The 17877-nt window shown below is 72.8% G+C and carries 21 protein-coding genes; 2 read left to right on the top strand and 19 right to left on the bottom strand.

Features of this window, described 5'->3' with window-relative positions; translation table 11 throughout:
• Positions 1–49: 49 nt before the first annotated feature.
• The 9 genes from trpA to hisI form a co-directional block, all read right to left on the bottom strand.
• Positions 50–871, bottom strand: coding sequence for a tryptophan synthase subunit alpha (gene trpA, locus SGA01_RS11880; protein WP_141296342.1), 822 nt, complete (start codon positions 869–871; stop codon positions 50–52).
• A complete protein-coding gene (gene trpB / locus SGA01_RS11875) occupies positions 868–2106 on the bottom strand; it encodes a tryptophan synthase subunit beta (RefSeq protein ID WP_141296339.1) in 1239 nt (412 codons plus the stop codon). Before trpB ends, trpA begins: the two co-directional genes overlap by 4 nt.
• Before the next feature lie 490 nt (positions 2107–2596).
• Positions 2597–2878: a tryptophan biosynthesis modulator TrpM gene (gene trpM, locus SGA01_RS42830; protein ID WP_167534064.1), complete on the bottom strand. Its 282-nt coding sequence runs from the start codon at positions 2876–2878 to the stop codon at positions 2597–2599.
• Positions 2879–2885: 7 nt separating this feature from the next.
• A complete protein-coding gene (gene trpC / locus SGA01_RS11865) occupies positions 2886–3695 on the bottom strand; it encodes an indole-3-glycerol phosphate synthase TrpC (RefSeq protein ID WP_055644091.1) in 810 nt (269 codons plus the stop codon).
• Between the two features lie 154 nt (positions 3696–3849).
• Positions 3850–4410: a DUF2752 domain-containing protein gene (locus SGA01_RS11860; RefSeq protein WP_371866020.1), complete on the bottom strand. Its 561-nt coding sequence runs from the start codon at positions 4408–4410 to the stop codon at positions 3850–3852.
• A gap of 77 nt (positions 4411–4487) precedes the next feature.
• Positions 4488–4742: an HGxxPAAW family protein gene (locus SGA01_RS11855; protein WP_141296328.1), complete on the bottom strand. Its 255-nt coding sequence runs from the start codon at positions 4740–4742 to the stop codon at positions 4488–4490.
• Positions 4743–4912: 170 nt separating this feature from the next.
• Entirely contained in the window at positions 4913–5563 is a 651-nt protein-coding gene (locus tag SGA01_RS11850) for a TIGR02234 family membrane protein (RefSeq protein WP_141296325.1), read from the bottom strand.
• A 14-nt stretch (positions 5564–5577) separates the two neighbouring features.
• Positions 5578–7068: an anthranilate synthase component I gene (locus SGA01_RS11845; protein ID WP_141296322.1), complete on the bottom strand. Its 1491-nt coding sequence runs from the start codon at positions 7066–7068 to the stop codon at positions 5578–5580.
• 11 nt (positions 7069–7079) lie between these two features.
• Positions 7080–7430: a phosphoribosyl-AMP cyclohydrolase gene (gene hisI, locus SGA01_RS11840; RefSeq protein WP_055644087.1), complete on the bottom strand. Its 351-nt coding sequence runs from the start codon at positions 7428–7430 to the stop codon at positions 7080–7082.
• 84 nt (positions 7431–7514) lie between these two features.
• Between hisI and SGA01_RS11835 the strand changes: the two genes are divergently transcribed.
• Complete coding sequence (locus SGA01_RS11835; RefSeq protein WP_141296319.1) at positions 7515–8150, top strand: TIGR03085 family metal-binding protein; 636 nt, start codon at positions 7515–7517, stop codon at positions 8148–8150.
• A gap of 4 nt (positions 8151–8154) precedes the next feature.
• Here the strand turns inward: SGA01_RS11835 and SGA01_RS11830 are convergent, their stop codons facing one another.
• The 10 genes from SGA01_RS11830 to hisD all read right to left on the bottom strand — a co-directional run bounded on the left by SGA01_RS11830 (position 8155) and on the right by hisD (position 15874).
• Positions 8155–9429, bottom strand: coding sequence for an MFS transporter (locus SGA01_RS11830; RefSeq protein ID WP_141296316.1), 1275 nt, complete (start codon positions 9427–9429; stop codon positions 8155–8157).
• Complete coding sequence (locus tag SGA01_RS11825) at positions 9426–10019, bottom strand: ArsR/SmtB family transcription factor (protein WP_141296313.1); 594 nt, start codon at positions 10017–10019, stop codon at positions 9426–9428. The genes SGA01_RS11830 and SGA01_RS11825 overlap by 4 nt, the downstream gene beginning before the upstream one ends.
• Before the next feature lie 111 nt (positions 10020–10130).
• Positions 10131–10886 carry an imidazole glycerol phosphate synthase subunit HisF gene (hisF, locus tag SGA01_RS11820; RefSeq protein WP_141296310.1) on the bottom strand — a complete coding sequence of 252 codons (756 nt, stop codon included), beginning with the start codon at positions 10884–10886 and terminating at the stop codon, positions 10131–10133.
• Entirely contained in the window at positions 10883–11284 is a 402-nt protein-coding gene (locus SGA01_RS11815; protein ID WP_141296307.1) for a RidA family protein, read from the bottom strand. The genes hisF and SGA01_RS11815 overlap by 4 nt, the downstream gene beginning before the upstream one ends.
• Positions 11281–12009, bottom strand: a complete 729-nt coding sequence (gene priA / locus SGA01_RS11810; RefSeq protein WP_141296304.1) for a bifunctional 1-(5-phosphoribosyl)-5-((5-phosphoribosylamino)methylideneamino)imidazole-4-carboxamide isomerase/phosphoribosylanthranilate isomerase PriA — start codon at positions 12007–12009, stop codon at positions 11281–11283. The genes SGA01_RS11815 and priA overlap by 4 nt, the downstream gene beginning before the upstream one ends.
• The gene (hisH, locus tag SGA01_RS11805; RefSeq protein WP_141296301.1) at positions 12006–12650 is read right to left on the bottom strand and encodes an imidazole glycerol phosphate synthase subunit HisH; all 645 of its coding nucleotides are present in this window, start codon (positions 12648–12650) and stop codon (positions 12006–12008) included. The genes priA and hisH overlap by 4 nt, the downstream gene beginning before the upstream one ends.
• Positions 12647–12811: a CG2302 family histidine operon protein gene (locus SGA01_RS40980; protein WP_055644079.1), complete on the bottom strand. Its 165-nt coding sequence runs from the start codon at positions 12809–12811 to the stop codon at positions 12647–12649. Before SGA01_RS40980 ends, hisH begins: the two co-directional genes overlap by 4 nt.
• A 2-nt stretch (positions 12812–12813) precedes the next feature.
• A complete protein-coding gene (gene hisB, locus SGA01_RS11800; protein WP_015032911.1) occupies positions 12814–13407 on the bottom strand; it encodes an imidazoleglycerol-phosphate dehydratase HisB in 594 nt (197 codons plus the stop codon).
• Entirely contained in the window at positions 13404–14525 is a 1122-nt protein-coding gene (locus SGA01_RS11795) for a histidinol-phosphate transaminase (RefSeq protein ID WP_229917781.1), read from the bottom strand. Before SGA01_RS11795 ends, hisB begins: the two co-directional genes overlap by 4 nt.
• On the bottom strand, positions 14522–15874 hold the full coding sequence (gene hisD / locus SGA01_RS11790) for a histidinol dehydrogenase (protein WP_141296295.1): 1353 nt from the start codon (positions 15872–15874) through the stop codon (positions 14522–14524). The genes SGA01_RS11795 and hisD overlap by 4 nt, the downstream gene beginning before the upstream one ends.
• Positions 15875–16088: 214 nt before the next feature.
• On the opposite strand from hisD, the gene SGA01_RS11785 reads away from it, so the two are divergent.
• On the top strand, positions 16089–17711 hold the full coding sequence (locus SGA01_RS11785; RefSeq protein ID WP_141296292.1) for an oxidoreductase: 1623 nt from the start codon (positions 16089–16091) through the stop codon (positions 17709–17711).
• Positions 17712–17877: the final 166 nt, after the last annotated feature.

Here is a 17877-nt window from a genome sequence, read left to right as displayed (position 1 = left end):
CCGGGGAGGCACGTACGTGCCTCCCCGGTCCCAGATCCACCCAAATGGGTTACGAAACGCGACGCACGCCCGCCGCGAGTTCGCCCGCCAGTTCCCTTACGGCGGCGAGCCCGGCGGCCTCGTCACCGTCGGCGTCGAGGATCCGCTGCACGAAGGCGGAGCCGACGATGACGCCGTCGGCGAAGGCGGCGACCTCCTTGGCCTGGGTGGCGTTGGAGACGCCGAGCCCGACGCACACCGGCAGTCCGGAGGTGGCGCGGGTACGGCGGACGAGGTCGGCGGCCTGCTCGCCGACCGACTCGCGGGTGCCGGTGACACCCATGAGCGAGGCGGCGTAGACGAAGCCGGAGCCGGCCGCCGTGATGGTGGCGAGGCGCGCGTCCTTGCTGCTGGGCGCGACGACGAAGACGGTGGCGAGACCGTGCTTGTCGGCGTGCTCGCGCCAGACGGCGGACTCCTGGACCGGCAGGTCGGGCAGGATGCAGCCCGCGCCGCCGGCCGCGGCGAGCTCCTCGGTGAAGCGCTCGACGCCGTAGCGGTCGATCGGGTTCCAGTACGTCATGACGAGGACGGGCTTGCCGGTGGCCTCGTGGGCCTCCTTGACCGTCCGCATCACGTCGGCGATCTTGACACCGCCGCGCAGGGCGATGTCGTCGGCGGTCTGGATGACGGGCCCGTCGAGGACCGGGTCGCTGTGCGGAAGTCCGACCTCGACGACGTCGGCGCCGCCGTCGAAGACGGCCTTGATGGCCGCGATGCCGCCGCCGACGGTCGGGAAGCCGGCCGGCAGGTACGCGATGAGCGCCGCCCGGTTCTCCGCCTTGGCCTTGGCGAGGGTCTCGCTCAGCAGCTGGATGTTTCCGCTCGTCACTTGGAGCCCTCCCCGTCGTACAGGCCGAAGTAGCGGGCCGCCGTGTCCATGTCCTTGTCGCCGCGCCCGGAGAGGTTGACGAGGAGCAGCGCGTCCTTGCCGAGCTCCTTGCCGACCTCCAGCGCCCCGGCGAGGGCGTGTGCCGACTCGATGGCCGGGATGATGCCCTCGGTACGGGAGAGCAGGCGCAGTGCCTGCATGGCGGCGTCGTCGGTGACGGCGCGGTACTCGCCGCGTCCGCTGTCCTTGAGGTACGCGTGCTCGGGGCCGATGCCCGGGTAGTCGAGGCCGGCCGAGATCGAGTACGGCTCGGTGATCTGGCCCTCCTCGTCCTGGAGGACGTACGAGCGGGAACCGTGCAGGATGCCGGGCTCGCCGGCCGTCAGGGTCGCCGCGTGCTCCCCGGTCTCGACGCCGTGACCGGCCGGCTCGCAGCCGATCAGGCGCACGCCCGCGTCCGGGACGAAGGCGTGGAAGAGGCCGATGGCGTTGGAACCGCCGCCGACGCAGGCGATCGCCGCGTCGGGGAGGCGGCCGGCGCGCTCCAGGATCTGGCGCCGGCCCTCGACGCCGATGACCCGGTGGAAGTCGCGGACCATGGCGGGGAAGGGGTGCGGGCCGGCGACCGTGCCGAACAGGTAGTGCGTCCTGTCGACGTTGGCGACCCAGTCGCGGAAGGCCTCGTTGATGGCGTCCTTGAGGGTGCGGCTGCCGGACTTCACGGCGACGACCTCGGCGCCGAGCATCCGCATCCGGGCCACGTTCAGGGCCTGGCGCTGGGTGTCGATCTCGCCCATGTAGATGGTGCATTCGAGACCGAAGAGGGCGCAGGCTGTGGCGGTGGCGACGCCGTGCTGGCCGGCGCCCGTCTCGGCGATGACCCGCGTCTTGCCCATGCGCTTGGTCAGCAGGGCCTGACCGAGCACGTTGTTGATCTTGTGGGAGCCGGTGTGGTTGAGGTCCTCGCGCTTGAGGAAGATCCGGGCACCGCCGGCGTGCTCGGCGAACCGGGGGACCTCGGTGAGGGCGCTCGGGCGGCCGGTGTAGTTGACCATGAGGTCGTTGAGCTCGCGGGCGAACTCGGGGTCGGACTTGGCCTTGTCGTACTCGACGGCGACCTCGTCGACGGCGGCGACGAGGGCCTCCGGGATGAACTTGCCGCCGTAGGCACCGAAGTAGCCCTCGGCGGTCGGAACCTGACCCTCCGGGTCCGGAATGAAGAACTCGCTGGACATGCGGATGCTCCTCGCGGGGCGGATGCCCCGGGATACGTGTGGTTGATGGTCACGGTATGCGCGCGAGCCGCTCACGTACGGCAACGCCGGGCCGTCGCCCGCCGCCCCATCCCGTTGTGGGCAGTCGTTCCGCTGGGGCGGAACGGGTGGGCACAACGGGACGGCGCCCTTGCCGGCGCCAGAGGCTTCCGCGCCTGGACCCGCACCCCGGTGCACGGCCGCTGGTGGTGCAGGCCGGTACAGGGGACGGAGGCGTCCGCGAAGGGCGCCGCCCCGTGTGCCCACCCGTCCCGCCCTGCGGGACGATTGCCCACACGGCGGTGGGCAGCGGCACAGGGGGCGACGCGGGGCCCACACGGGGTGGGCAGCGGCGCCGGCGACGCGACCACGCAGGGGTGGGCACGGGCAGGAGTGGGGCGGGCCTGCACGGAAGGGCGGAAGCTCGGGCCCGGCACGGGCCCATGCAGCTCGGGCTCGGCTTGGGTGCCGGCTATGCGTCGTACGTGAAGGTGCGCGCGGGGCGCGGGCGCCATCGCATGCCGTTGACCTGGCCCGGCTCGTCGCCGATCACGTACCGGACCCGGCGGCCGTGGACACGGCGGGCGGGTGCGCGGCAGCCACGCGGTCGGCAGCCCCTGGCCAGCGGGGCGTGCTTGGAGACGGGCGCGGCGGCCGTACGGAGACGGCCGCGGCGGCCCGAGACGTCCGCGGGCACGACCGGCCCGCCCGGGGCGGAGCCCAGGGCGGTCGGCGTGGCGCGGACGAGGGTCATGGCGCGGTCAGCTCCGGCCGTGGCGGAGCGCCGGGTGGGCGCCGGCGGCGACGAGGTCGGCGACGGCGGCCTTCGGGTCGCGGCCGGTGACGAGCGACTCGCCGACCAGGACCGCGTCGGCGCCGGCGTTGGCGTAGGCGATCAGGTCGTGCGGGCCGCGGACACCGGACTCGGCGATCTTGACGATGTGCGCGGGGATCTCGGGGGCGACGCGCTCGAAGGTGGAGCGGTCGACCTTCAGGGTCTTCAGGTTGCGCGCGTTGACGCCGATGATCCGGGCGCCCGCGTCGACGGCACGCTCGACCTCGTCCTCGTCGTGGACCTCGACGAGCGGGGTGAGCCCGATGGACTCGGCGCGCTCGATGAGGGAGACCAGGGCCTCCTGCTCCAGGGCGGCGACGATGAGGAGCGCGAGATCCGCTCCGTACGCCCGGGCCTCCCAGAGCTGGTACGCGGTGACGATGAAGTCCTTGCGCAGGACGGGGATGTCGACCCGGGCGCGCACGGCTTCCAGGTCGGCGAGGGAGCCGCCGAAGCGGCGCTCCTCCGTGAGGACGGAGATGACGGCCGCGCCGCCCGCCTCGTAGTCCGCGGCGAGTCCGGCCGGATCGGCGATCGCGGCGAGCGCACCCTTGGACGGGCTGGAGCGCTTGACCTCGCAGATCACCTTGACGCCGTCGCCACGCAGCGCGGCGACGCCGTCCTTGGCCTGCGGCGCCTTGGCGGCGCGCTCCTTGAGCTCGTCGAGGGTGACCCGCGCCTGCCGCTCTGCGAGGTCGGCGCGTACGCCTTCGATGATCTCGTCGAGCACACTCACGCGAGGGGCCCCCTTCCGGGACGGTGATGGTGATGAGGAACCAGGTTCAGCCACATCGATCCTATCCGCAGGACGGCCCCGGACTCGCATCGGCCGGAGTGGTGTCCCACCTGCTGGGACTCCCGTAGGGGTCTGACCGGGAGCGCAAGGACCTTCACGGGGCCAGCGCGGAGCCGAAGGGGAGGTTCCGGACCAGGGTGAAGAGAGCGAGTACGGCCCCGATCCCCCACCACCAGACCGGGGAGACCGTGAGGCGCATCGGCACCCCGCGAATGACACGAACCAGCCACAGGGCCATGACGGCGGCGAAGACTCCGTAGCCGACGACGGCGAGGGCGTTCGCGCCCAGGGCGGCCGGGAGGTCGCCGTGGACGAAGGCGTGGGCGCTGCGGAGTCCGCCGCACCCGGGGCAGAAGACGCCGGCGAAGCGGAGCATGGGGCAGACGGGGTAGTGCCCGGGTTCGTTGGGGTCGACGGCCCCGACGTAGGCGAAGGCGGCGGCGACGCCGGCGAGGGTCGCGACCGGCGCGAGCAGCCGCCGGGCGAGCGGCCGTGGCGCATCCGGCGGCGCGACCGGCCGTGGCGCATCCGGCGGGGCGATGAGCCCTGGCGCGTCCTGCGGGGCCAGCGGCCGTGGCGCGTCCGTCCGGGCGGATTCACCCGGTCGGGCGAGAGGTTCGTCTGTCTCGGCTTCGGCCGTCGGCTGCGGGTCCACCCGGTGATTCTCGCCCCTGACACGCGAGAGCGCAGCCCGGCACGGCCGGACTGCGCTCTCGGGTGCTGCGTGTCGCGTCAGGAACGGGCCTGCGCGGTCGCCGTCGCGACCTCGCGGGCGGCGGCGACGGCCGCCGACTCCTTCGGCATGCCGAGGCCGGCCGCCTTCATCGCGCCGCCGACGATGCCGCCGAGGACGATGACACCCATGCCCGCCCAGAATCCGGGCTGGTTGGCGGCCACCATGAAGACGCCGGCGATGCAGAAGCCGATGAAGGAGATGATGACACCGGTCCAGGCGGCCGGGGTGTGTCCGTGGGCGCTGCCCGCCATGAGTTGCTCCTCGTTGCAGTTGCTCGATGGTGAGGTCTCGCGTGCGCGGACACTCGGTGCCCATTGTCCCGCACGCGGGCGCGCGAGGATGAATCGGGGGTGCCCGGACGATCACGCGTCGCGGCGCGCCGCCCCTCGGGCCGGGCTCGCCGGCCGCCCTCTCCGGTCGGTCACTCGCCCCGGGTGGGGTCCTCGCCGCGGTCCAGGGCCTTCCAGAGGTCCTCGGGGCGGTCCGGGTCGACGGTGGGGGCCTTGCGCGCGGTGCGCGGGGTCCCGGACCGCTCGTAGCGGCCGCCCATCGCAGGCCAGGTCTTGCCGAAGCGCAGCGCGAGGAGGCCGGCGAGCAGGATGAGGGCGGCGCCGGCGGCCGTGACGTACGGCCAGGCGGTGTGGGTCAGACCGGCCACGGCGGCGGCCGTGTCGCCGCTGATCCGGGCGGCCTCGGCGTCCAGCGCGGCGCTGTCGGAGGCGCCGAGGACGGCGGCGAGCACGGCGCCCGCGCCGCTGAGCGCGAGGAGCGCGGCGACGAGGGTGCGGCCGGTGCGGCGGACGGCGAAGACGGCGAAGAGCGCGGCGAGTCCGACGATCGCGAGGGCGGTCGGCACACCGGTGACGGCGCCGCCGTCGGCCTCGACGGGGACGGTGCCGCCGCCGACGGACGCGGTGCCCTCCGCCCAGATCTGGCCGGCCGAGAGCAGGACGACGGTGGCGCCGAGGGCGCCGAGGAAGAGGGCCGCGGCCAGGCTGCGGCGGCCGCCGGTGGGGACGGCCACTCGGGCGGCCCGGGGCTGGGGTACGGGTACGGCACTCACGTACCCCACTATCCCCTACGGACTCAGGAGCCGTTCATCCGGTTGGCGGTGTGTACGGCGCGGAGTACGGCGGCGGCCTTGTTGCGGCATTCGTTGTCCTCGGCAACCGGATCGGAATCCGCGACGACACCCGCTCCGGCCTGCACATACGCCGTTCCGTCACGGAGCAGGGCGGTGCGGATGGCGATGGCGGTGTCGGCGTCTCCCGCGAAATCGAGATAACCGACACATCCGCCGTACAGGCCGCGCCGGGAGGGTTCGAGCTCCTCGATGATCTGCATGGCGCGGGGCTTGGGCGCGCCGGAGAGCGTGCCGGCCGGGAAGCAGGCGGTGAGGACGTCGAAGGCGGTGCGGCCCTCGGCGACCCTGCCGGTCACGGTGGAGACGATGTGCATGACGTGGGAGTAGCGCTCGACGGACATGAAGTCGACGACCTCCACCGAGCCGGGCGCGCAGACCCGGCCGAGGTCGTTGCGACCGAGGTCGACGAGCATGAGGTGCTCGGCGCGCTCCTTGGGGTCGGCGAGCAGCTCCTCGGCGAGGTCGTGGTCCTCCTGCGGGGTGGCGCCGCGGTGCCGGGTGCCGGCGATGGGGTGGAGCAGCGCGTGGCCGTCCTCGACCTTGACGAGGGCCTCGGGGCTGGATCCGACGACGTCGAAGCCGTTCTCGAAGCGGAAGAGGTACATGTACGGGGAGGGGTTGGTGGCCCGCAGGACCCGGTAGACGTCGAGCGCGGAGGCTTCGCACGAGGTTTCGAAGCGCTGGGAGGGGACGACCTGGAAGGCCTCGCCGGCCCGGATCCGCTCCTTGATGTCCTCGACGGCGTCCTGGTAGGCCGGGCCGCCCCAGAGCGCGGAGAACTCGGGGAGCTCGGAGGGCGGGAGCGCGGCGGGGACGGTGGCGACCGGGCGGGCCAGGTCGGCCTCCATGGCGTCGAGGCGGGCGACGGCGTGCGCGTACGCCTCGTCGACGCCGGTCTCCAGGTCGTTGTGGTTGATCGCGTTGGCGATCAGCAGGACCGTGCCGTCCCAGTGGTCGAGGACCGCGAGGTCGCTGGTGAGGAGCATGGTGAGCTCGGGGAGCTCCAGGTCGTCGCGGGTGGAGTCGCCGATCTTCTCCAGGCGGCGGACGATGTCGTAGCCGAGGTAGCCGACCATGCCGCCGGTGAAGGGGGGCATGCCGGACTCGGGGCTCCGCGGCGTGTGGAGGGTCTCCACGGTGGCGCGCAGGGCCTGGAGCGGGTCGCCGTCCGTGGGGACGCCGACGGGCGGGGTGCCGAGCCAGTGGGCCTCGCCGTCCCGGACGGTGAGGGTGGCGTCGCTGCGGACTCCGACGAAGGAGTAGCGGGACCAGCTGCGGCCGTTCTCCGCGGATTCGAGGAGGAAGGTGCCGGGTCGTTCGGCGGCGAGCTTGCGGTAGAGCCCGACCGGGGTGTCGCCGTCCGCGAGGAGCCTGCGGCTGACGGGGATGACGCGGCGGTCGGCCGCCAGCTTGCGGAAGGTCTCGAGATCCATGGCGCCAGACCTTACTGGGAGAGCGGGAGCACGTCGGCGTCGAAGCAGGTGCGGTCGCCGGTGTGGCAGGCGGCTCCGACCTGGTCGACCTTGACGAGGACGGTGTCGGCGTCGCAGTCGAGGGCGACGGCCTTGACGTGCTGGACGTGCCCGGAGGTGTCGCCCTTGACCCAGTACTCGTTGCGGCTGCGGGACCAGTAGGTGGCGCGGCCGGTGGTGAGGGTGCGGTGGAGGGCCTCGTCGTCCATCCAGCCGAGCATCAGCACCTCGCCGGTGTCGTACTGCTGGGCGATGGCGGGCACGAGCCCGTCGGGGCTGCGCTTGAGGCGGGCGGCGACGGCCGGGTCGAGATTGCTGCTCATGGGGACATTGTGCCGCGCGCGGGGGTGGTGTCCGGCGCGGTGTCCACTGGGCGGACCGCCGGCCCCCGCCGTACGCTGGCGGGCATGTCGACGCATGCGAAACGTGAACGGCTTCTGCTCGCCGATCTGTTGGAGGCGGCGGGCCCGGACGCCCCGACGCTCTGCGAGGGCTGGCGGACCCGGGACCTCGCGGCCCACGTGGTGGTGCGCGAGCGCCGGCCGGACGCGGCTGCGGGTGCGGTCGTACCGGCGCTGAAGGAGCGGCTGGACCGGGTGACGGCGGAGTTCGCCGAGAAGCCGTACGAGGAGCTGATCCAGCTCATCCGTTCGGGGCCGCCGCGGTTCTCCCCGTTCACGATCAAGCAGGTGGACGAGGGGGCGAACGTCGTCGAGTTCTACGTCCACGCGGAGGACGTGCGGCGGGCCCAGCCCGAGTGGTCGGCGCGCGAGCTCGACCCGGTCTTCGCGGACGCCCTCTGGTCCCGTCTGGAGAAGGCGGCCCGGCTGATGGGCAGGAAGGCCCCCGTGGGCCTGGTGCTGCGCCGCCCGAACGGCCAGACGGCGGTGGCCCACCGCGGCACCCCGGTGGTGACGGCCTCCGGGGAGCCGGGCGAGCTGCTGATGTACCTGTACGGGCGCCAGGACTCGGCCAAGGTGGCCCTGGACGGTGAGCCGGACGCGATCGAGCGGCTGCGGGAGACGAAGCAGCTGGGGATCTGAGCGGTCAGCCCCGGGGCAGCTCGGCGCGGCGGACGGCCGGGACCGCGAGGCTGTAGAGGCCCGCGAGGGCGCAGATCGCCGCGCTCACGACGTACACCGGTCCGATGCCCCACAGCTGGATCGCCGCGCCCGTGACGGGGAAGCTGAGCGGCGCGATGCCGAGAGAGCAGAGGCTCGCGACGGCGGTGACGCGGCCGAGGTAGGCGGGGTCGCACTCGGTCTGGACGAGGGCGTTGCACAGCGCCCCGGAGAGTCCGGCGAGCAGCCCGACCGAGAGGGCGAGGGCGACCGCGACCGCCAGGTGTGCCGTGTGGGCGAGGGCGCCCACGGAGACGGCGCCCGCGATCATGGTCCAGCCGCTCAGGAGTCCGGCGCGCGGGACGCGGCCCCGGACGGTCAGGAGCAGCGAGGCGGCGCCCGCGCCCGTGCCGAAGCCGGCGAGGATCCAGCCGATGCCGGAGGCGCCCCAGCCGCGCTGCTCGGCCAGGAGGGCGAGGCCGACGTTGAAGGGGCCGACGAAGCCGAGGTCGCTGAGGAGGACGACGATCATCAGCGGGCCGAGGACGCGGTGGCCGCGCACGTAGCGCAGTCCGTCGGCGAGGTCGCGCAGGGCGGTGCCGTCCCGGGCCTCGTCGCCGGCGGGCAGCTGCCGGAGGCGGAGCGCGCAGAGCAGGGGTATCGAGAGGGCGAAGAGCAGTCCGGCGACGCCGAAGGCCGTGGCCTGGCCGCCGAGGGCGATGGCGAGGCCGCCGAGCGGGCCGCCGAGGACGGCGCCGAGGCGGTACGAGAGACCGCGCATCCCCTGGACGCGGGCGAGCTGGTCGCGGGTGGTGATGCGGGGCGGCAGGGCGCCGACGGCGGGCAGGAACAGCGCGTCGACGATGCCGAAGAGGAGGGCGACGACGGCGAGGACCCACAGGCCGGGCGAGGTGAGAAGCAGGGTCGCGGCCAGGCCGAGGACGAGCAGACAGCGGACGGTGTCGGAGGCGATGACGACCCGGCGCGGGCCGAGGCGGTCGGCGATCACTCCCCCGACGAGCATGAGCAGCGCGCGGGGCACGGCCGAGACGGCCATGACGAGTCCGGCCTGGGCGGGGGTGCCGCTGCTGACGGCGGTCCAGGAGAGGGCGAGGTGGTAGACGCTGTCGCCGAGCGTGGAGGCGGTGTGGGCGCCGAGCCAGCGCAGGACCTGAGGGTCGCGGTGGGCGGGGGCCGCAGCTCCGGTGCCGGCGGGGGACACGGTGCTTGTGGTGCTCGCGTTGCTCGCGTCGGCGGTCATCCGACGCCCCGGTACGGGAAGCCGTGCAGGTGGACGGCGACGTTCTCCCGGCCCTCGGTGTCGCCGGCGGCCTCGGCGGCGCGGGCCTTCTTGTCGTGCTTCCTGAGGACGGCTTCGAGCTCCTCGCCGAGGGCGGCGAGTTCGGCGGCGGTGAACCGGGGCAGCCACTCGGAGCTGAGGGCGGCGGCCCGCCACTCGCTCGACCAGGTGAGGCGCTCGTCGAGGAAGCGGCGGTGCAGATCGGCGCGCTGCTCGCTGAGCGTCCGGCCGAGGGCGGCGCTCGCGGCGAGGAGTTCAGGGGCGTCCTTGAGGTCCTCCTCCTGGACGCTGAAGCCGTCGGAGGCGGGCTGCCACCAGCGCTCGCGGCCGTCCGCCGACCGGTTCTCGGCCTCCTCGATGAGGCCGTGGTCGGCGAGCTTGCGCAGGTGGTAGCTGACGAGCGAGACGGCCTCGTCGACCTGGTCGGCGAGCTGGGACGCGGTGGCCGTGCGGGCCACGAAGAGGGCCCGGTAGAGGCGCATCCGCAGCGGGTGCGAGATGGCCTTGAGGGTGCCGAGGTCGGTGATCCGACGGTTCTCCTGCGAGGTCATGACGCCGACCCTAGATACGAAGGAAAACTTGCACAACAGAAATTGCACAAATAATCCTGCACATCTGGCGAAGAGGAAGGGGCTCCCGAAGGAGCCCCTTCCTGCCACGGCTCAGCGGACCGGGTGGCCCGCCTCCCGCAGCGCGTCCTTGACCTGCGAGATCCGCAGGTCGCCGAAGTGGAAGACGGAGGCCGCGAGCACCGCGTCCGCGCCCGCCGCGACGGCCGGCGGGAAGTCGGCGAGCTTACCGGCGCCGCCGGAGGCGATCACCGGGACCGTGACGTGCTTGCGCACGGCCGCGATCATCTCGGTGTCGTAGCCGTCCTTCGTGCCGTCGGCGTCCATCGAGTTGAGCAGGATCTCTCCCGCGCCGAGCTCGGCGGCCCGGTGCGCCCACTCGACGGCGTCGATGCCGGTGCCCTTGCGGCCGCCGTGCGTCGTCACCTCGAAGGAGCCGGAGGCGGTACGCCGGGCGTCGACCGACAGGACGAGCACCTGGCGGCCGAAGCGCTCCGCGATCTCCTGGATCAGCTCGGGGCGCTCGATGGCGGCGGTGTTGACGCCCACCTTGTCGGCCCCGGCGCGCAGCAGCTTGTCGACGTCCTCCGCCGCGCGGACCCCGCCGCCCACGGTGAGCGGGATGAAGACCTGCTCGGCGGTGCGGCGCACCACGTCGTAGGTCGTCTCCCGGTTCCCGGAGGAGGCGGTGATGTCGAGGAAGGTCAGCTCGTCGGCGCCCTCGGCGTCGTACAGCTTGGCCATCTCGACGGGGTCGCCCGCGTCGCGGAGGTTCTGGAAGTTGACGCCCTTCACGACCCGGCCGTTGTCCACGTCCAGGCAGGGGATCACGCGTACGGCGAGGCTCATGCGGGCTCCTCCGTCCGGTACGCCTCGATCTCCACCTCGACGACCAGACGCGGGTCGACGAAGCCGGAGACGATGATCATCGAGGCGGCGGGGCGGACGGCGTCGAACAGCTCCTTGTGGGCGCGGCCGACCTCGTCCACGTCCCGGGCGTGGGTGATGTACATCCGCGTCCGCACGACGTGCTCCGCGCCCAGGCCGAGCTGCTTCAGCGCGGCGAAGGCCACGTTGAAGGAGTTGACCGTCTGGTCGTACGGGCCGCCGTCGGCGATCTGGCCGTCGACCACCGACGTGCAGCCGGCGACCAGGACCAGGCCGTTCGGCAGCTCCACCGCGCGGGAGTAGCCGAACTGCTCCTCCCAGGGAGCGCCGGTGACGACCTTGCGTACGGAATCGGTCATACGGCAGCCACCGCCGCGAGCGCCTCTTCGAGGGTGAAGGCCTTGGCGTAGAGCGCCTTGCCGACGATCGCGCCCTCGACGCCCAGCGGGACCAGATCCGAGATGGCCCGCAGGTCGTCCAGGGAGGAGACGCCGCCGGAGGCGACGACGGGCTTGTCGGTGGCCGCGCAGACGTTCTTCAGGAGCTCCAGGTTGGGGCCCTGGAGCGTGCCGTCCTTGGCGATGTCGGTGACGACGTAGCGGGCGCAGCCCTCGGCGTCGAGGCGGGCCAGCGTCTCGTACAGGTCGCCGCCGTCGCGGGTCCAGCCGCGGCCGCGCAGGGTCGTGCCGCGCACGTCGAGGCCGACGGCGATCTTGTCGCCGAACTCGGCGATGACCTTGGCGACCCACTCGGGGGTCTCCAGGGCGGCGGTGCCGAGGTTGACGCGGGTGCAGCCGGTGGCGAGGGCCGCCGCGAGGGAGGCGTCGTCGCGGATGCCGCCGGAGAGCTCGACCTTGATGTCCATCGCCTTGGCGACCTCGGCGATCAGCTCACGGTTGTCACCGGTGCCGAAGGCGGCGTCGAGGTCGACCAGGTGGAGCCACTCGGCGCCGGAACGCTGCCAGGCCAGGGCGGCCTCCAGGGGAGAGCCGTAGGAGGTCTCGCTGCCGGACTCGCCGTGGACGAGGCGGACGGCCTGGCCGTCGCGGACGTCGACGGCGGGGAGGAGTTCGAGAGTGCTCACAGGGTTCCGATCCAGTTGGTGAGGAGCTGGGCTCCGGCGTCGCCGGACTTCTCGGGGTGGAACTGGGTCGCCCACAGGGCGCCGTTCTCGACGGCCGCGACGAACGGCTCGCCGTGGGTGGCCCAGGTGACCTTGGGGGCGCGCATGTTCTTGTTGCCGACCTCCAGGGTCCACTCGCGCACCGCGTAGGAGTGCACGAAGTAGTACCGGGCGTCGGCGTCGAGGCCCGCGAAGAGCTGGGTGTCCTCGGGCGCGTCCACCGTGTTCCAGCCCATGTGGGGCACGACGGGGGCGTTCAACGGCTCGACCGTACCGGGCCACTCGTCGAGGCCCTCGGTCTCCACGCCGTGCTCGATGCCCTGGGCGAAAAGGATCTGCATGCCGACGCAGATGCCCATGACGGGGCGGCCGCCGGAGAGCCGGCGGCCGATGATCCACTCGCCGCGGGCCTCCTTGAGCCCCTTCATGCAGGCGGAGAAGGCGCCGACGCCGGGGACGAGGAGTCCGTCGGCGTTCATCGCCTTGTCGTAGTCGCGGGTGATCTCGACGTCGGCGCCTACCCGGGCGAGCGCGCGCTCGGCGGAGCGGACGTTGCCGAAGCCGTAGTCGAAGACGACGACCTTCTTGGGGCTGCCGGTCATGACCACACGTCCAGCCGCAGCACGCCGGCGCCGAGGGACATGGCGGCGCCGATGGCGACGAGCACGATGAGGCCCTTGGGCATCTGCTGCTTGACGAAGGAGTAGATGCCGCCGAGCAGGAAGAGCCCGACGACGATGAGGATGGTGGAGAGGCCGTTCACGACTAGAGCGCGCCCTTCGTGGAGGGGAGGATTCCGGCGGCGCGCGGGTCGCGCTCGGAGGCGTAGCGGAGGGCGCGGGCGAAGGCCTTGAACTGGCACTCCACGATGTGGTGGGCGTTGCGCCCGTACGGGACGTGGATGTGCAGCGCGATCTGGGCCTGTGCGACGAAGGACTCGAAGATGTGCCGGGTCATCGTCGTGTCGTACGAGCCGATCATCGGCGCCATGTTCTCGGGCTCGGTGTGCACGAGGTACGGGCGGCCGGAGAGGTCGACGGTCACCTGGGCGAGGGACTCGTCCAGCGGGACGGTGCAGTTGCCGAAGCGGTAGATGCCGACCTTGTCGCCGAGGGCCTGCTTGAAGGCGGCGCCGAGGGCGAGGGCGGTGTCCTCGATGGTGTGGTGCGAGTCGATGTGCAGATCGCCGTCGGTCTTGACCGTCAGGTCGAAGAGACCATGCCGCCCGAGCTGGTCGAGCATGTGGTCGTAGAAGCCGACCCCGGTCGACACGTCGACCTTTCCGGTGCCGTCGAGGTCGATCTCGACGACGACGGACGTCTCCTTGGTGGTGCGCTCAACGCGGCCTACGCGGCTCATCGCTTCTGCTCCTTCATCAGTTCACGGACCGCGTCGAGGAACGCGTCGTTCTCTTCGGGGGTGCCCGCGGTGACCCGCAGCCAGCCCGGTACGCCGTTGTCCCGGACCAGGACGCCCCGGTCGAGGATCCGCTGCCAGGCCGCGTGCGTGTCGGCGAACCTGCCGAACTGCACGAAGTTGGCGTCGGACTCGGTGACCTCGCAGCCGAGGGCACGCAGTTCGGTGACGAGCCGGTCGCGCTCGACCTTGAGCTGCTCGACGTACCCGAGGAGGGTGTCGGTGTGCTCCAGGGCGGCGAGCGCGGTGGCCTGGGTGACGGCGGAGAGGTGGTACGGCAGGCGGACCAGCTGGACGGCGTCGACGACGGCCGGGTGCGCGGCGAGGTAGCCGAGGCGCAGCCCGGCGGCGCCGAACGCCTTGGACATGGTCCGGGAGACCACCAGGTTCGGCCGGCCTTCGAGGAGCGGCAGCAGCGAGTCGCGGTGGCTGAACTCCACGTACGCCTCGTCCACGACCACCATCGAGGGCCCGGCCGCCTGGGCCGCCTCGTACAGGGCGAGGACGGTGTCGGCCTCGACCGCGGTGCCGGTGGGGTTGTTGGGAGAGGTGATGAAGACGACGTCCGGCGTGTTCTCGGCGATGGCCTGTCGGGCCGCCGCCACGTCGATCGTGAAGTCGTCGTTGCGCGGGCCGGAGATCCAGCCCGTGCCGGTGCCGCGGGCGATCAGGGCGTGCATCGAGTACGAGGGCTCGAAGCCGATCGCGGTACGGCCGGGGCCGCCGAAGGTCTGCAGGAGCTGCTGGAGGACCTCGTTGGAACCGTTGGCCGCCCACACGTTCTCGATGCCGACGCGGTGCTTGCCGGTCCGGGTGAGGTAGGCGGCGAGCTCCGTGCGCAGCTCGACCGCGTCGCGGTCGGGGTAGCGGTTGAGGCCGCGGGCGGCCTCGGCGACCCGCTCCGCGATCCGGGCCACCAGGGGCTCGGGCAGCGGGTACGGGTTCTCGTTGGTGTTCAGCTGGACGGGGACGTCGAGCTGGGGCGCGCCGTAGGGGGACTTGCCGCGCAGCTCGTCGCGGACGGGCAGGTCGTCGATGCGGACGGTGTCGTACGAGGTCACTTGGTCTCGGGAACCTTCCATCCGAACCTTGCCTTGATCGCCGCGCCGTGCGCGGGCAGGTCCTCGGCCTCGGCGAGCGTCACCACGTGGTGGGCCACGTCGGCGAGGGCGTTCCGCGTGTAGTCCACGATGTGCACGCCGCGCAGGAAGGACTGCACGGAGAGACCCGAGGAGTGGCAGGCGCAGCCGCCGGTGGGGAGGACGTGGTTGGAGCCCGCGCAGTAGTCGCCGAGCGAGACCGGCGCCCAGGGGCCGACGAAGATCGCGCCCGCGTTGCGGACCCGGTCGGCGACGGCGGCGGCGTCGGCGGTCTGGATCTCCAGGTGCTCGGCGCCGTACGCGTCGACGACCTTGAGGCCGTCGGCCAGGTCGCGGACGAGGACGATCGCGGACTGGCGGCCGGCGAGGGCCGGGACGATCCGGTCGTCGACGTGCTTGGAGGCGGCGACCTGGGTCTTCAGTTCGGCCTCGGTGGCGGCGGCCAGCTCGTCCGAGTCGGTGACGAGGACGGAGGCGGCCATCGGGTCGTGCTCGGCCTGGCTGATGAGGTCGGCGGCGACGTGGACGGGGTCGGCGGTGGAGTCCGCGAGGATCGCGATCTCCGTCGGGCCGGCCTCGGCGTCGATGCCGATGCGGCCCTTGAGGAGGCGCTTGGCGGCGGCCACGTAGATGTTGCCGGGGCCGGTGACCAGGTTGACCGGGGCGCAGCCGGGCTCGGCGTCCGTGGCCGTGGTGCCCAGGGTGCCGTACGCGAACATGGCGATGGCCTGGGCGCCGCCGGCCGCGTACACCTCGTCGACGCCGAGCAGGGCGCAGGCGGCGAGGATCGTCGGGTGCGGCAGGCCGCCGAAGTCCTTCTGCGGGGGCGAGGCGACGGCCAGGCCCTCGACGCCGGCCTCCTGGGCCGGGACGACGTTCATCACGACGGAGGACGGGTAGACGGCGCGGCCGCCCGGCACGTACAGACCGACGCGCTCGACCGGGATCCACTTCTCGGTGACCGTGCCGCCGGGGACGACCTGGGTGGTGTGGGTGGTGCGGCGCTGCTCGCGGTGGACGAGCCGGGCGCGCCGGATGGACTCCTCGAGGGCGGCGCGGACGGCCGGATCGAGCTCGTCGAGGGCGCGGGTGATCGCCTCGGTGGGGACGCGCAGGCTCGGGACGCGGACGCCGTCGAATTTCTCCCCGTAGTCGATCACCGCGGCCGCGCCATGATGCCGGACGTCCTCGCAGATGGGCCGCACCTTCTCCAGGGCGGCTTCCACGTCGAACTCGGCACGGGGCAGCAGGTCGCGCAGGGCGGAACCCTCGGGGAGGGTCTCACCGCGCAGATCGATTCGCGAGATCACGGGTCAATTCTCGCAGACGGCCTAGAACGCCGGTCGCCCGTATCAACAGCTGATACATGCCAATCAGTGACTGATACCCGCCACACTGGCGTCTTGTCGCCACAGCTGACCGTTAGCGTTCAGCCCGTCACTCAGCGGGAAGAACGGCTGTACGAATCCACGGAACCCGGCGAGGGAAATCGTGGGAGCGGACGTGGAAAGCGAGGGGGGCGGCGTGACCGAGCCGCACGACGACGGGATGCCCGACGGGCTCACGGGCCCGGAGCGGGCCGTGTGGCGGGCGTTCCGGATCGGCAGGACCTGTGATCTGACGGAGGGGATCGCCGAGCGGGACGATCCGTTCGGAGCACGGGAGTGGGGCCCGGAGCGGAGCGTCCGCGCGGACGTGGTGGCCCTGCTGCTGCTCGACGGGCCGCAGGCCAGGTCGGGACGGGTGGCCGCGCTGAAGCTGCGCGGCGTGCGGATCACGGGCGTGCTGAACCTGGCGGGCGGGACGATAGGGCCGTACGTGGAGCTGCACGGCTGCCGGTTCGACGGCGAGGTCGTGCTCCCCGAGGCCCAGTTCGGCACCTTGCGGATGGTCGCCTGCGCGATCCCGCGCCTGGAGGCGGCCCGGCTGCACACGACGGGCGACCTGCACCTGCCGCGCTGCCGGGTGGGACGGGGCATCCGGCTCACGGACGCCCAGATCGGCACGGACCTGCTCATCAACCAGATCCAGGTGTGGCCGGACCGGCGCGGACGGGCGATCACGGCCGACGGGATGGTGGTGGCCCAGGACCTCCAGGCCGAACTGATCGAGACGCACGGCGAGCTGAGCCTGCGCGGGGCGAAGGTCGGCGTCTCGCTCAGCCTGCGGGGCAGCGTGCTGCGCGGGGCGCAGCAGCGGCGCGCGCTCAACGCCCCGCAGTTGACGGTGGAGCGCTCGCTCTACCTGAACGCGGCATGGGTGTACGAGGAGACGGACCCCTCGGGGAACACGGGGAGCACGGGCAACACGACCGCCACCCCGCCGTACGGCGTGACGCCCGCCCAGGGCACCCGGCGCAAGCCCGTGGAGTGCCACGGCGGCGTCCGGCTCGACGACGGGCGGTTCGGCGACGCGGTGGACCTGCACTCCGCCCGGTTCCTGCTGAACGGCTCGCGCCGGGAGGAGGTGTCGCTGCGCAGGATCGCCACCCCCGAGCTGCGGTTCAACGGCGAGCGCCCGGAGGAGGGACGGGTGGTGCTCAACGGCGCCAGGATCGTGACCCTGATCGACCTGTCGACCAGCTGGCCGGGGCCCGGCGGTCTGGCGATGGGCGGGTTCGTCTACGAGAACCTCGTGCCGTACGGGCACTTCCCGCTGGCCCGGCGCCTGGAGTGGGTGGCGGCGGCGACCCCGGAGTACGCCCCCGAGCCGTACGAGCGGCTGGCGACGGTCCTGCGCAACAGCGGGGAGGACGCGGACGCGCGCGAGGTGCTCCTCGCCAAGCAGCGGCGCCGGCGGGAGACGCTTCCGGTGGCGGGGAAGCTGTGGGGGTTCGTCCAGGACTGGACGGTGGCGTACGGCTACCGGCCGGGCCGGGCCGCCCTGTGGATGGCCGTGCTGTGGGCGGCGGGCACGGTGGCCTTCTCCCACTACCGCCCGATCCCGCTCAAGGAGGACGAGGCTCCGGCGTGGAACGGCACGCTGTACGCGCTGGACCTGCTGCTGCCGGTGATCAACCTCGGGCAGGACGGCTACTGGCGCCTGGAGGGCGTCTGGCAGTGGGCGGCGGCGGTGCTGATACTCCTCGGCTGGATCCTGGCGACGACCGTGGCGGCGGGCGCGACCCGTCTCCTGCGCCGCGGCTGACCCGACGGAAGCCGCCTCGGCCCGGCGGAGGGAAGGCGGAGGGAAGGCAGAGGCGAGGCGGAGAAGAGGAGGCCGCGCGGGGGCGTGGGGCCGCGCCGCGGCGGCGATGTGAGGGGGCCGGGTGAGGTGGGGGTGAAAGGGCTGGGCAGATGGGCGCGAAACAGCA

Origin of the sequence: Streptomyces gardneri, from assembly GCF_006539185.1 — a bacterium.
GTDB classification, from domain to species: Bacteria; Actinomycetota; Actinomycetes; order Streptomycetales; family Streptomycetaceae; genus Streptomyces; species Streptomyces gardneri.
This window is presented reverse-complemented; position numbering and strand designations above follow the sequence as displayed.